Genomic DNA, 13,310 nt, shown 5'->3' with positions numbered 1-13,310 from the left:
TCGATGACTCAAAAAGCTAATATCCTATTGGACGCCATTCCTCAAGCCCGCCTGCGCGCAGGAGCAGGGCATAAAACGTTGGGCCTGGGCGCATTGCTGTCTGTCGCTATCGGTTTAGTGGTATCGCAAGGCGTTATGGTCCTGATGTTGCAAGCTGTCGGTATTGCGGGGTTCGGTTTTATCATCCCTTTGGGGCTGGCGTATCTGTTGGCGCTCAGTTATGCATTTTCATTTTCTGAACTGTCGCTAATGATTCCCCGTGCAGGCAGCTTGAGCAGTTATACCGAAGTGGCTATCGGCCAGTTTCCGGCTATTTTGGCGACGTTTTCCGGCTATATCGTGGTCGCGATGTTTGCGCTTTCTGCCGAGCTGTTATTGCTTGATCTGATCATTGGTAAGGTATTCCCAACGACGGAGCTACCGCCGTTTACGGTCGCTTTCGGTATTCTGGGGATATTCACCTTACTCAACCTGATGAATATTGATATTTTCGCTCGGCTACAGTCCTTGCTGGCCGTCGTGATGCTGGTAGTTCTGTTGTTATTGGGATTAAGCGCAATCAGCCACGAACAGGCGCAACCGCTCGCCAACGTACTGGCCAACAGTTCGGTGAATCCGCTCGGCTGGGGTGTTTTAACGCTGGTCGCCATGGCGATCTGGGGCTTTGTGGGGGCGGAGTTCGTCTGCCCGTTGGTGGAAGAGGCCCGCTGCCCTGAGCGCGATATCCCACGCTCAATGATCATCGGTTTGAGTGTTATTTTCTGTACCATCGTTATTTATTGTCTTGGGGCGCTTTTGCTGATCCCGGCCGAAGAGTTGGCAACGAATGGTCTGCCGCACTATCTGTTTGCCACCACCGTTTTTGGCGAGACAGGGCAGATATTTTTGGTGACTGCGGCAGTAACGGCGACCTGTAGTACGCTGAATTCTTCGCTAGCGACGATCCCCCGTATGTTGAGCGGCATGGCGCAAAACGGCCAGGCTTTCCCTTGTTTTAAGCGGCATAGCGCCAAAACGGGTGCGCCTTGGGTGTCGGTGTTATTCATTGCCAGTATTACCGGCCTGCCTCTTTTGCTGATGGAAATGGATTCTATCAATCTGCTGCTGAGTGCCGCCGCGCTCTCTTGGTTACTGGCTTACATTATTACGCACGCGAATGTTCTGGTGCTGCGCAAGCGTTATCCCGACAGGCATCGGCCTTTCCGCACGCCCTTTTACCCGTTGCCGCAGATTGTGGGCATGGTCGGCATGCTGTATGCCATATGGAATATTTCGCCTTCTGCTGAACAGGCGAGACAAATTTATACGGTATCGGGGGTGGTGCTGGGGCTGGTTTCATTGATTGCGGTGTTGTGGATCAAATTCGTGATGCATAAACCCCTGTTCCAGCCAGAACCTTTAGAACCTGAACTGCGGCCTTAGCAGCAATAAGAGCCGTTCATGATATGCAAAAGGATAGTAGCCAATGACTATGCAAAGTAAGAACCAGCGCGAAACTCGTGATTATCAGGCCGTGGATGCAAGCCATCATATTCACGCTTTTTTGGATCAAAAAGCCCTGAATGCAGAGGGGCCGCGAGTGATGGTGCAAGGTAAAGGGCTTTACCTTTGGGATAATGATGGCAAGCGTTATCTTGACGGGATGTCGGGCCTATGGTGCACCAATCTTGGCTATGGGCGTGAAGATCTGGTTACCGCCGCAGCGCAGCAGATGGCGCAACTGCCCTACTATAATATGTTTTTTCACACCACCCACCCGGCGGTGGTGGAGCTATCAGAAATGCTGTTCAGCCTGCTGCCGGGCCATTACAGCCATGTGCTTTATACCAACTCGGGCTCAGAGGCCAACGAAGTACTGATCCGCACCGTGCGCCGTTACTGGCAGGTGGCCGGGCACCCGAGCAAACGCATCATGATTGGCCGTTGGAACGGCTACCATGGCTCTACACTGGCCAGCTCAGCGATGGGGGGAATGAAGTTTATGCATGAAATGGGCGGTATGCTGCCGGAGATCGCCCATATCGATGAACCTTACTGGTATGCCCATCAAGGTAATTTAACCCCGGCTGAATTTGGCCGCCGCTGCGCTCTGCAATTGGAAGAGAAAATTCTCGCCCTGGGGGCGGATAATGTCGCCGGGTTTATCGCCGAACCTTTTCAGGGCGCGGGAGGGATGATTTTCCCGCCAGAGAGTTACTGGCCGGAAATTCAACGTATCTGTCGCCAATACAATGTACTGCTTTGCGCCGATGAGGTGATCGGCGGCTTTGGGCGCACGGGAGAATGGTTCGCCCATCAGCACTTTGGGTTTGAGCCAGACACGTTATCGATAGCCAAAGGTTTGACATCGGGCTATGTCCCGATGGGCGGTCTGGTTCTGTCCCGCACCATGGCTGAAACGCTGGTAGACCAGGGCGGGGTGTTTGCACATGGGTTGACTTACGCGGGTCACCCGGTTGCTGCGGCGGTTGCGTTGGCAAACATTAAGGCGTTGCGCGATGAGGCGATTGTCGGCAGGGTGAAAACGGACATCGGTCCATACCTGCAAAAAGGGTTACGCGAGATCTTTACTCACCATCCTTTGGTCGGGGAGATTCAAGGCACCGGGATGGTGGCCGCGTTGCAATTTGCACAGGATAAAGCCAGCCGCCAGCGCTTTAGTAACGAAAGTGATATTACCTGGCGTTGCCGGACGTATGGTTTTGAAGAGGGTGTGATTATCCGTTCTACCGCAGGGCGGATGATTATGGCACCGGCCCTGGTGGCAAGCCATGCTGAGATCGATGAGTTGTTGGAGAAAACCAAACGTGCAGTGGATCGAACCGCGCGCAGTTTAGGGCTGATTTGATACCCTCCCCATCCTTGAAGGCGCGGTCTTTTATATGAGATGAACACCGGTGTTGATGCCATGGAAGGTCTCTGGCTATGAGCGTACATTGTTCCGGTAAGTTAATGCAATATGCACACTTTTGGTTATGACGTATAAGGGATGCTGCTCCTGCCGGGATAAATTCATACTGGAAGAGTCTATTAATCATCATATAGAAAATGTGAAACACTGGGCGGTGCCTGCATTCGATTTCGGCGTGTTGATAATCCGCCTGGCAATACCAAAGGCATCGTTTTACACCGGTTTTTTAAGGGGATTACCCACAGCTTTAAACTCATTGCAGAATCACTACAATGAGTTTAATAATGCATCTCTGACTAAAAAAATCTCAGCATCCCTTTTAAAACCCAACTTCTTTATGGTACTGCATTTTTGGGCGCTTATCGTTTTGATACTGCGACACAATAAGCGAGCTATTTGACTTTGAGAATACCCCTTCAGAAGAAATGATAATACTCTCCTTTCACTGAGCGTCAGCGAGCTTACTCTATTATCAAGGCTTTTTTGCTTAGGTATCACCGCTGGATTGTAATAACGCTCCCCGCATAAAATGGCCGCAAAAACTTTATACACTTCCTGTAAAGGGGCTTTGCGTGACAAAAAACTCACTTGTGAGCAGTCTTGAAACAGCTCATGCATTTCTGGCGTTAGATATTGGGTGTAAATAATCACCTTTAACTGGGGGTGATGATGACATAATTCTAGTAACAGCTCAGCATCTTGCCTGTGCGCATTCAATTCATCACGCATATCTGTTATAAATAAATCCACTGTCATATCGACAATAGTAAAAAGTGTTGAATTGAAATTCTTGACATCAGAATAAACGTTACAACCAGGAGCAGACATAAATGCTATCTGTTTCATACCCAATTGGGTTAGTGGTTCCTGAATCAAAATGACTACGTTATATTTTGAAACTTTATGTTCCATGCAGATTTCACTCCTGGGATAACAGATGAATTATTATATATTGAACTGTTTTAATCCTATCCAGTTCGAGTTTGAGAACATTTCACTATCATTTTTAAAGCCGATTTTACGCATGGCATTTCTTTTATGTGTACTGATCGTTCGGATATCGCGGTTCATCAATTTGGCCACCTCGGTGACATTTTTTCCACTGAAAAGATGTACTAACACTTCTAATTCTTTTGCTGTGAGAAGAGAGTAATACCCCTCGGTTTCTGCAAGATATTGGTTCACCATAGGGCTAAATTCATAGCCTCCATGTAATACCTGCTCGATACAGTGAGCCAAAGTTTCTATTGACTCCTGCTTCAAACAGATACTACGGATGTCTATTGCCCGCAACAAGCGGAAAAAAGGCGCATTTCGAATAGTGGTACACACTACAATGGGTATTTTCGGCTGCCAAAAGTGAATACAATCACTGATAGTAGACAGTACCTCCAGAACGGAATCGTTGTCATCACCCAGTTCTACGATCAGTATATCCGGTCTATGCTGAGTGATGAGTTCCGGGATTTCAGCAAGATCCCCAGTATCTTCAAGCTGCTCTATATGTAATGGCATTAGGCTAATCGCCTGACGTAACCCTAATCGGGTTACCGGGCATGGTTCTGCCAATACAATCTTGTAAGGCCCTCGCAGAGGGCTTAACGTTTTATTATTTAACATATACTTAATAAATTAAAATCAAGGTGGGCGGACACTCCGCTTTCTGGATGAATATATAATGTATATCAGCCTTCTTCATTGCTATGAAAAACACATTCTGCGAGCATTACTGACCCTATTCAGTTATACATCACCGTACAGGTGACTCTGGACTGCACCATTCCACCTTTATTAACGTAACTATATCCGTCATACTTCAAGTTGCTTGAGTGTTGGCTTTGTGACTTGGCCCAAATCTGGGCCAGCACAAGTGCTGTTCAAAAACGCGTTGCGTTTTTGTCAAGCAACTCGAATGATTTTGGGTATAGATCAATTATAATACATCGTAATTGTCAATGTTGAATTAAACGTGCCCGGGGAGGGTTTGTTATTTAACCAGACAACTTCAGCACTAAATGGAATGGATTTGGATGTTTCTGAACCTAAGCTGGTAAAGCTTTCTACGCCACTATAACCGATATAATTGTTGGTCTCCAGGTTTTTTATTTTCAGACCGACTCCATTGAGCAAAACCCGAGTATTAGCGTCATATACTGCTGACGAAGATGAATACAGGGCTGTTAACACCATTGGATTTGTACAATTTTTTGTTATATCAACATTAAAGCCAACATTTTTAGCCACGGCGCCAACTACTGCTGGTGCATTGTTAATTTTACCAAAGTCTACCGTGCCGGGGCTTAGCAGAGATGCCTGACAGGGTAAAAACCGAATGCCTTGCATATTATTTACTGCATAGCGGAAATTACCAGCGACGTTATTCAGCCCGCCAACGCCATCGATCTGGAATACATCAAAGACATTTTTCCCTGAGTAGTTCCCTGATAAATTGGAGCCATTCTTAGTAATGTAAACATAATAATTAATAGTGAAGTTCGCTGAGTAATAAGCTTTGCAATAATCTGAACTACCTGTACATGCAGGTACTACTACATTAGGAACCATCTGTTTTTGAGCATTCGTAACATCAGGAATATCAATCCCCCCCAAATTAACCCCGATATGAACTCCAGAACCTAAAGTGGCCGAGTTTGGATTGAGGTAAAAATAGACATTCTCTGCTGTGGTTTGAGGTCTGTCTTTCCAACACTGTACTCTCATTGTGCGGTTTTCTGAACGCCACACCGTTGTTCCATTGGCCAATGTTTGTGGAACCGAGATGCTACCTATATTTTCCTCATACCTGAGGGTGCCATCACTAGCATTGGCACAAGCTAATGCATAGGCATTTTCGATTGAAAAAACGCATGTGAGCAGAAGTCCTAAAACTTTCAGTAACATGATTATCTTATATTTAGAGAATGTACTGATCATATATTGAATATCCTTAAATATTGAGTGGAAGTTCGAGCTCACGTGTAAGCCGCTCTATCCTCATACGACCAATCAGGCAAAGTACCGACGCCGTTATCTTTTTCATTGCAGACAGAGCTGCCTCACTGGCACAGCCCTTTCAAAATCTGAACACCCGCATATTCTGCTGTCTGCTTCGCCAGGGTGTAATTCACCCGGCACCGCTGATCTGGCTCAGTACCCCATTGCACGTTGAGGGAACCACTCTCTGCCAACCCCGTCAGGTACACCTGACCGTTATCACCCACGATAAAACCCTGTGCCATCTTTTGCGTCGGATCGCTGACCGTGGCACCAAACGGCACTGGCGTACCGCCAGCCTTGAGCAGGCTCATCAATACACGCTGCCCCACATTGGTGGCAAACTCGGCGCGTACCACTGCTCCCCTCGTCGGCACCACATTCTGGCTTGATAGCGTCAGGTCGACATTGTCCGCCAGCGTTTCGGTATTCAACTGCACCTGGTCTTTGCGGTACGGGCTGCTGTACGGCACAATGGCATAGCCCCGCCAGTCGGTCTTCACCCCGGTCTGGCCGTTGATGCCCACTCCTGCGGCACCCGGCGCTTTCACCAGCGCGATGGTTTCCCCCAGTGGCTGACCGAAGGTCACCCCGTTTTCATGTACCAGTATCCCTCCTTGCACACCATAATTCAGGCGCTGACTGTTGCGGTCATAACCATAGCCCGCATTCAATGCACCATAAGTGCCACGGTAGTCGGTATTCAGGCTACCGCTGTTGCCCACACCCTGGCTGCCATATCCTTGCTGCACACCCCAGCTCAGGTTTTTGTCTGCCAGAGCCGTGCCGCTCAGGCTGGCGAAGTTGGTCGCTCCCCCCTTCTGGCTGCTATTCAGGCCGTAACTGGCATAGGTATTGCGCATCCAGCGATCCAGCGGAACGCTAATGTTAAGCGCAAATACCTGATCTTTGTCATATACACGTCCGCTGCCATTGCTACCGCTGGCGGTTGCGTTCTCGTTGTAGTTATAGTTCAGCGCATAGCTGACGCCTTGCCAGCTGTTGCTGTACCCAACCCCGATTGAGCGCATGGTGCGATCGCTGTTCCAGTAGTTTTCGCTGATCCAACTCAGTGACAGGGTGCCGGCCCCCTCCCACAGATTCTGGTTCATGGTCACTTCGGAACGGTTACGGCGGCGTTCAACCAGCGGTTGGCTGACTTGGTCGCGGTAGGTGTCCAGCACTTCCTGCAACGAGAAATAACCGTCGGTGGAGTAGCGGTAACCTGCAATCGCAAAGTTGGTTCCGGTCTGTACAAAGTTCTTGCTGTAGCGAATACGCCATGACTGACCATTCTCCTGTGGTCGGTCTTTCATCGTCGACCACGCCTGGATCACGTCGGCCGACAACGCACCAAGGTCACCTAGGTTTTTCCCCATACCTACCGCCAGAGAGTGGTATTTCTCGTTGGCAAACTGCCCGCCGCCATAGGCCGTCAGCCCATACGGCAAGCCATAAATCGCGGTAGCCTGGCCGAAAGAGGTTTTCTCCACGCTGCTGTCGTAGGAACGGTATTGCCCGCTGGTCATGGCATATTTCAGGCGGCCTTCACGCTGCAACACCGGCAGCGAAGCGTACGGTACCACCAGTTGCTGTACTGAACCGTCCGATTCACGGATGGTCACTTGCAGGTCACCGCTACCGCCGGTCGGGAACATATCGGTAATTTCAAAGGCCCCAGGAGCCACAAAGGTCTGGTAAATCACATAGCCGTTCTGGCGGATAGTCACCTGAGCATTAGTCCGTGCAATACCACGCACGGCGGGGGCATAACCTTTCAGACTGTCTGGCACCATGTCATCGTCCGACGCCATCTGTGCGCCACGGAACGGCACGCTGTCAAACACATCACTCGGTGAAGTGCTGTCACCCAGCAACAGTTGGCTCCTGAGTGAAACGATGCTGCGTGCTGCATAGGTATACACCGTGTTCCATTGGCTTTCGCTCTGGCTGTCACGGTTCCAGGTAGTGTAGTTGCGCAACCGCCACGGACCTAGGTTGATACCGGGCCGCAGGTTGGCAAACTGGCTGTTACTGTCACTGCTATTATTGTCACGGGCAACGTTGTTGGCTCCGCTCAGGCTGTAATTCAGCAAAAGAGACGGGATACCGTTGTCCCACTGGCTCTCTGGCACGTAGCCCTGTGCCTGTTGCGACAACGCCGCCTGGGGAATGCTCAACAACAGTTGCTGGGTACTGAAGCGCAACTCGGCGCTGGCCTGCGGGATGGCGCTCAAGTTGGCACACTGCCCCTTGGCATTCCCCAAACCAGGAAACAGATCGGTTTTAACACCCATTTCATTCAGTTGGGCGACCGTTAGGCAAGGCTGCAGGCTGTCTTTGCCTGCCGCATCTTTCCCCATTTTGAACTCAACATTACGGGTGTCTTTCTGCTCATTATTAAGGTAGATATCCACCCGGTAAGTGCCAGGCCCTTGCGAAGTCCCCTCTTCAAACACCGAGAGATCGGTTTTGCCCTGCTGTGGATTGTCCGTTTCCAGAAAAGCGGGGTTAAAAAATTCACGCGCCTGTGCGTTAAAGGAAACGCCCCCTAACAGGGTCAGGTGTGCAGCAATAAAATACGCAAGTGGGGTGACACATAGTGAAGACTGACTTTTTTTCGCATTATTAGGCATTATAATTAATCTGTCCTTTGTCATTACTCATCCCTTTTTCTGCGGCCTACAGAAGAATACTTTCTCTCTCTATGCCTTTTACGCTCGAGGTTTTTTCTGAGCTTTGGTGTTTATCCGTACCCTTTATGACTTACAGCGTGCCAATATGCTCTTTGCCTGTCCCGCCAAAATCATTGATGATGGACCAGCTCACGCTCCCGCTACTCACTCCGGCAGGTAAAGCGAAATGGGCGGTCGTACCTGGGGCAACAAACGTTGCCTCTTTCACGTCCTTACCCGCTACCTTCACCTTCTGGAAATTCATGTAGAACGGGGTTGGGTTGGTCACCTGTAGCTCATTCCCCATACGTTGCCAGGTGAGTTTATCGGCCATGTCTTCTGGCATCCCTTTCAGTCCCTCGGGACGATAGATCAGCTTGATGCGTGCCTTGATGGCAATTTGCAGCGTATTGCGATCGCTCTCTTTCTCCGCCGACGGAATGGCTTTGATGTTCATCCAGAACAGCGACTCCTTGTCTGATGGCAGGTTGCCGCCCGCTCGCACCACACGCAGCAGGTTATCTTGCCCACCATCCAGGCGAAACAGTGGTGGAGTCACAACAAAGGGGGGGGGCTCAGTACCATCAATGCTTTCAACCCAGGTTTGGACCAAATAGGCTTTTTTATCCGGGTTACTGACGCTCAGTGAGGATTCTTTCTTATTACCGTCATAAATCAGCCGGGTTCCGCCCACAATAACGCCCGCCTGGGCCACATGGGCAGCAAATAACAGGGCTAACATCAACCCAAGTGAAGATTTCATACTTTAATTCTCCAAATCATAAAAAATAACGGGGTCATAGCCCCGTTATTGATAATTATCGGCTACTAGTTATTCTTAGTTATAAATAATAGAGAAGTTGGCAATTGCGTTAGCCGGGCCAGCGGTTACGGTTGCTGCCGTTGAAATATAACGCGCAACGAAATCAAGGTTAGCGGCACCTGCTGTCAGCGGGTAATTGATTGACGCAGTATTCAACGGCAGTACGTTTTGTGATGCATCAGACAATTGGATACCTACACCAGTTGCTACGCCAGTACCCTGAGTCAGTGCCAAAACGCTGTTGTCACCGGCAACGGTGGTTCCATCAAACTTCACGCCAACGCTGCTTACGCTATCAGGGCAGTTGCTCACCTGCAGAGTGAATTTGGTCGGTGCTGCTTTAGTACCCGCTGCGGTAAACGCACTTTTTGATACCTGACCCAAGACAACATTCAACGAACCACTGGTGGCGTTAGTCACATTACAAGACGCATCGATCACCGAACCGGAAAAATTAACCTGACCATCAGCAGCAAAAGTTGAAGCAGTCGTCATAGCGGCAGCAGCAACCAGGGTAGCAACGATAATATTCTTTTTCATGTAACACTTTCCTTTAAAATGCGGCTAATCCGCATTTATTATTTCAATATGATGCCGAAGCATCGTTCCATGTAATACTATTGAATGTGGTTGAATAACCACCCAGTCAACAGTCGCTGGTAATGCTTTCGTGAAGAAAATATTCACAAAAACATGATCCTTAATAGAAAAAACTAAAGGCGCCCAGAGTTTTTGAATGGTTTTAATATTTCTTGGTTAGCCCAAAAAAATAGGGGATACCTCATGCCCTTTTAAAAAGTACCCAACACCATGCGCGTTAGATATAAAGCTTTCTGACATACCAATGGAAGCAAGTTTACTTCTTAGTACCTTAATTAAATACCAGAGTCGCTGATCGGAAGGGTGAGTCAGACTTTCCTCCCATATGCTATTAATGATATCATTCTTTGATATAACATCACCTGGTTCGCTGCCTAACAAAAGTAGGAGCAAGCGCAGTTGAATATCATTAAGTGTGACAACCTTGAAATACATAGCGTCTTCAGACGTTTCCGCCCTATAACACACCAGCCTTTTATTGGCAATATCAAGTTGGATATCTTCATCAAGTAAAAATCCGAAAAGTTTACTTTCCATAATGTGTCTCGGTTTATTGTTTCGCGTTGAGCAAAAAAACACCAAGCCTCCGTTTATGGGCCTATTATATAATTCACTATCGCTTTGACAATGCGTTGTAAATTAATGTAATAAGGTGCCATAATATAGCTTGACTGGTTTTTTATTCTGTAAAATAAATTAAATTTAGAATATAAATTCAAAATGTAATGGAATTTTGGTATTAGGAAAATTCCTTGGTTATTCTTACATTTAAACTTGATTCATAGTCATATATGTCGAAAATCAACAACATTTAGATAACATCACCATGTTTCACTAATTTTCTTTTATTATCATATGGATATGAAATAGTGGTTGGTGTAATCTTTTTTTATACATAAATGAATCTACTTTATCTGGGGCCGGCCCCCACCGGGATAAGGCTGGACACTGTCTCTTACCGTGCATTCCATCTCGTTGCTGCGGTATGTAAATCGTAAGGTAAGATCGGATTTTTAATTAATTAATTAATTTTATTCATTGATTTAAGCGTGGTTTTTGTGCTAAGTGTTTGTTGTTGCTATGTTACAAGGTGTAAATAAGAGCACTCTTAACGGATGGGTACTGTAGAAATAAGCAATTTTAGATAAAACTGTAACATTATGATTTTATTATTAGCTTTTTTTTTAAGTTAGACTGCTGAGTTATTACTATACTTAATTGATAACTAACAGTAGCTAAGAGTTAACGGTAAGTGGCTGAAAATGATAGAAAAATTTATTATCAATGATACGGTTGCCTATCATCATGAGCAACATCGGTTGACACCCTTAAGCGTAAGGGGAAGAGAGACTGTGTTAAACATTCCCGCCAGTCGATGCCTGCTTTTAATGCTGCAACATCCTGGCATTAACATTAAACGGGAGGATTTTTTCAGTGAGGTCTGGGAAAAACATGGACAATACGTTACCTCTAACACCTTTTACCAGAATATCAGTCTAATAAGAAAAGGGCTCCGCAATGCGGGGCTCAAAACTCAAGTCATCAAAACGGTACCTAGAGTTGGAATATGCTTTACAGGAACTGTGCAAATTATCAGCAGCGAAGATAATGAACATCACCATTCTGTTATCTCGGAAGAAGTTAATGCGGGTGACATGCTCAACGGCATAGAAAAACGTGAAGACACAAAAACTGAGTTATCTGCAAGTAAAAGGCCAATCCGTACTTTCATAAAAAAACTCTGTACTACCAACATCCTTAATTTATTACTTTTTCTTTTTACCAGTTTGATTTTTTTAGCGTTCCTTCAATCCAAAAATAGTTGGTTATCAGAAAAGTCTGTTGAAATTGCAGATATTAATCAATGTTCTGTTTATGTTAGTGTCGATGTATCAAAGGAGAGTTATGATGAGTATATTAGAATTTTAAGAGCCAAGGATGTGTTCTGTGGCCCGGACGAATTTATCCGCATAGTCAATGGATTTCCCAAAAAGGATATACTAGTGCTTTTTTGTAAGAACAATGGTGTAGAGGAGCTACAATGTTCGACACGCTTTAAATTGTCAGGGCTTAAAGAGCACAAGGCGACTTGACCAAGCCTGATGACAAGATTGGAATAGATTTACCGCTAAGCTGTGTCCCTTCATTTGGTAGTCCCCCCAATTAAATGCGGCTTTTTGAGGTTTACTTATGGCCAGCGTCATTGTTCATTGTCCCCGTTGTTGTCAGCCAGCTCTGGTTTATCGGCATGGTCAGAACCCGAGAGGTTCTGACAGGTTTCGCTGTCGTGATTGCCGTCGGGTATTTCAGCTGAAGCCCATAAACCTGGTGTGAAAGAACAGATTGTTGAGATGGCAGCGCTAATCATTGAGAAGTTTTATGAGAGATTAATAGAGGAGAGTGTTCGTATGCTAAATAGCCTGTAATCAGTAACGGAATGCCTGAGCGCACTGCGAAATTTTCAGGGCATCTGGATCTTGTATGGACGTTTTATGGACACTCATTGCTGAGTACACAAAAAGCCACCGTGAAAGGTGGCTTAGTTATATGATTTTAAAGCTAAAATTTGGTGGCCCCTGCTGGGTTTGAACCAGCGACCAAGCGATTATGAGTCGCCTGCTCTAACCACTGAGCTAAGGGGCCAAGCGGCGTGATTATACGGTAATCACGGGACGCAGGTCTACTCTCTTCAAACCATATGTTGCTTTTATGTTCAGTTATAGCCTGTTGTAATTGCAGGTAGATTTTGCGATAACGGCTGTAAATTTCTTCAACGGACTCCAGATACTTATGGAACTCTTGGCACCTAACCTGCAAGTCGTGTTCTGTGGCATCAATCCTGGCCTTTCTTCTGCCCATCAGGGCTATCCTTTCGCCAACGGCAGTAATCGTTTCTGGAAGGTGATTCATCAGGCTGGTTTCACTCAACATCAGCTAGCGCCCGAACAGTGGCTGCAATTGCAAGAGTACGGTTGCGGCATTACTGCTCTTGTGGCACGACCAACGGTCGCGGCCAGTGAGCTGACCCGTGGTGAGTTACGTGCGGGTGGTGATGCACTAAAAGAAAAGATCCTGCAATACCAGCCACAGGCGCTGGCGATCCTTGGCAAACAGGCCTTCAGCTGCGCGTTTGGTATCCGCCAGGTAACTTGGGGGCAGCAGGAGATGACGATTGGCAAAACGGAAATATGGGTGTTGCCTAATCCGAGTGGGCTGAACCGGGCCACGCTGGAGCAGCTAGTGGCGAGTTATCGTGAACTGTTTTTAGCACTGAAATAAAAGCAATAAAAAACCCCGGCAAGCCGGG

At 47.2% G+C, this 13,310-nt stretch carries 11 protein-coding genes, 1 tRNA gene and 1 pseudogene; 5 read left to right on the top strand and 8 right to left on the bottom strand.

The annotated features are described in order from the left end of the window. Positions 1-3: 3 nt before the first annotated feature. Positions 4-1,422: an APC family permease gene (locus tag IV04_RS00910; RefSeq protein ID WP_051916516.1), complete on the top strand. Its 1,419-nt coding sequence runs from the start codon at positions 4-6 to the stop codon at positions 1,420-1,422. Between the two features lie 43 nt (positions 1,423-1,465). Beyond that, entirely contained in the window at positions 1,466-2,848 is a 1,383-nt protein-coding gene (locus IV04_RS00905; RefSeq protein ID WP_037400498.1) for an aspartate aminotransferase family protein, read from the top strand. A 330-nt stretch (positions 2,849-3,178) separates the two neighbouring features. Here the strand turns inward: IV04_RS00905 and IV04_RS00900 are convergent, their stop codons facing one another. From IV04_RS00900 to IV04_RS00870, 7 genes are all read right to left on the bottom strand, one after another. After that, on the bottom strand, positions 3,179-3,823 hold the full coding sequence (locus IV04_RS00900; RefSeq protein WP_037400501.1) for a LuxR C-terminal-related transcriptional regulator: 645 nt from the start codon (positions 3,821-3,823) through the stop codon (positions 3,179-3,181). Between the two features lie 33 nt (positions 3,824-3,856). Further along, positions 3,857-4,426, bottom strand: a complete 570-nt coding sequence (locus IV04_RS00895; protein ID WP_051916514.1) for a response regulator transcription factor — start codon at positions 4,424-4,426, stop codon at positions 3,857-3,859. A gap of 414 nt (positions 4,427-4,840) precedes the next feature. Further along, a complete protein-coding gene (locus IV04_RS00890) occupies positions 4,841-5,845 on the bottom strand; it encodes a fimbrial protein (RefSeq protein WP_037400504.1) in 1,005 nt (334 codons plus the stop codon). A 122-nt stretch (positions 5,846-5,967) separates the two neighbouring features. After that, positions 5,968-8,541 (bottom strand): fimbria/pilus outer membrane usher protein, encoded by a 2,574-nt coding sequence (locus IV04_RS00885; protein ID WP_081893137.1) that lies wholly within the window; start codon positions 8,539-8,541, stop codon positions 5,968-5,970. A gap of 130 nt (positions 8,542-8,671) precedes the next feature. Continuing rightward, positions 8,672-9,343, bottom strand: coding sequence for a molecular chaperone (locus tag IV04_RS00880; RefSeq protein ID WP_037400507.1), 672 nt, complete (start codon positions 9,341-9,343; stop codon positions 8,672-8,674). Positions 9,344-9,418: 75 nt separating this feature from the next. Continuing rightward, the gene (locus IV04_RS00875; protein WP_037400510.1) at positions 9,419-9,943 is read right to left on the bottom strand and encodes a fimbrial protein; all 525 of its coding nucleotides are present in this window, start codon (positions 9,941-9,943) and stop codon (positions 9,419-9,421) included. A gap of 216 nt (positions 9,944-10,159) precedes the next feature. Then, positions 10,160-10,540 (bottom strand): helix-turn-helix domain-containing protein, encoded by a 381-nt coding sequence (locus IV04_RS00870; protein WP_152562776.1) that lies wholly within the window; start codon positions 10,538-10,540, stop codon positions 10,160-10,162. A 725-nt stretch (positions 10,541-11,265) separates the two neighbouring features. Between IV04_RS00870 and IV04_RS24595 the strand changes: the two genes are divergently transcribed. Beyond that, a complete protein-coding gene (locus IV04_RS24595; RefSeq protein ID WP_051916512.1) occupies positions 11,266-12,096 on the top strand; it encodes a winged helix-turn-helix domain-containing protein in 831 nt (276 codons plus the stop codon). A 97-nt stretch (positions 12,097-12,193) separates the two neighbouring features. Continuing rightward, positions 12,194-12,360 (top strand): annotated as a pseudogene (locus IV04_RS24915) (IS1 family transposase); the annotation flags it as partial. A 210-nt stretch (positions 12,361-12,570) separates the two neighbouring features. Here IV04_RS24915 and IV04_RS00860 read toward each other — a convergent pair. Then, a tRNA-Ile gene (locus tag IV04_RS00860) sits at positions 12,571-12,646 on the bottom strand. Between the two features lie 147 nt (positions 12,647-12,793). Here IV04_RS00860 and mug point away from each other — a divergent pair. Next, entirely contained in the window at positions 12,794-13,282 is a 489-nt protein-coding gene (mug, locus tag IV04_RS00855) for a G/U mismatch-specific DNA glycosylase (protein WP_037400513.1), read from the top strand. Positions 13,283-13,310 lie beyond the last annotated feature (28 nt).

The organism is Serratia sp. Ag1 (assembly GCF_000743355.1).
Classification (GTDB): domain Bacteria; phylum Pseudomonadota; class Gammaproteobacteria; order Enterobacterales; family Enterobacteriaceae; genus Chania.
Note: the sequence above shows the minus strand (reverse complement) of the source record. Positions and strands in the feature narration are given on the sequence as shown.

Excerpts from the sequence above, each read along its gene's own strand:
- IV04_RS00910 (WP_051916516.1), top strand. The coding sequence starts at position 4 with ATGACTCAAAAAGCTAATATCCTATTGGACGCCATTCCTCAAGCCCGC.
- IV04_RS00905 (WP_037400498.1), top strand. The coding sequence starts at position 1,466 with ATGACTATGCAAAGTAAGAACCAGCGCGAAACTCGTGATTATCAGGCC.
- IV04_RS00900 (WP_037400501.1), bottom strand. The coding sequence starts at position 3,823 with ATGGAACATAAAGTTTCAAAATATAACGTAGTCATTTTGATTCAGGAA.
- IV04_RS00895 (WP_051916514.1), bottom strand. The coding sequence starts at position 4,426 with ATGCCATTACATATAGAGCAGCTTGAAGATACTGGGGATCTTGCTGAA.
- IV04_RS00890 (WP_037400504.1), bottom strand. The coding sequence starts at position 5,845 with ATGATCAGTACATTCTCTAAATATAAGATAATCATGTTACTGAAAGTT.
- IV04_RS00885 (WP_081893137.1), bottom strand. The coding sequence starts at position 8,541 with ATGCCTAATAATGCGAAAAAAAGTCAGTCTTCACTATGTGTCACCCCA.
- IV04_RS00880 (WP_037400507.1), bottom strand. The coding sequence starts at position 9,343 with ATGAAATCTTCACTTGGGTTGATGTTAGCCCTGTTATTTGCTGCCCAT.
- IV04_RS00875 (WP_037400510.1), bottom strand. The coding sequence starts at position 9,943 with ATGAAAAAGAATATTATCGTTGCTACCCTGGTTGCTGCTGCCGCTATG.
- IV04_RS00870 (WP_152562776.1), bottom strand. The coding sequence starts at position 10,540 with ATGGAAAGTAAACTTTTCGGATTTTTACTTGATGAAGATATCCAACTT.
- IV04_RS24595 (WP_051916512.1), top strand. The coding sequence starts at position 11,266 with ATGATAGAAAAATTTATTATCAATGATACGGTTGCCTATCATCATGAG.
- mug (WP_037400513.1), top strand. The coding sequence starts at position 12,794 with ATGGAACTCTTGGCACCTAACCTGCAAGTCGTGTTCTGTGGCATCAAT.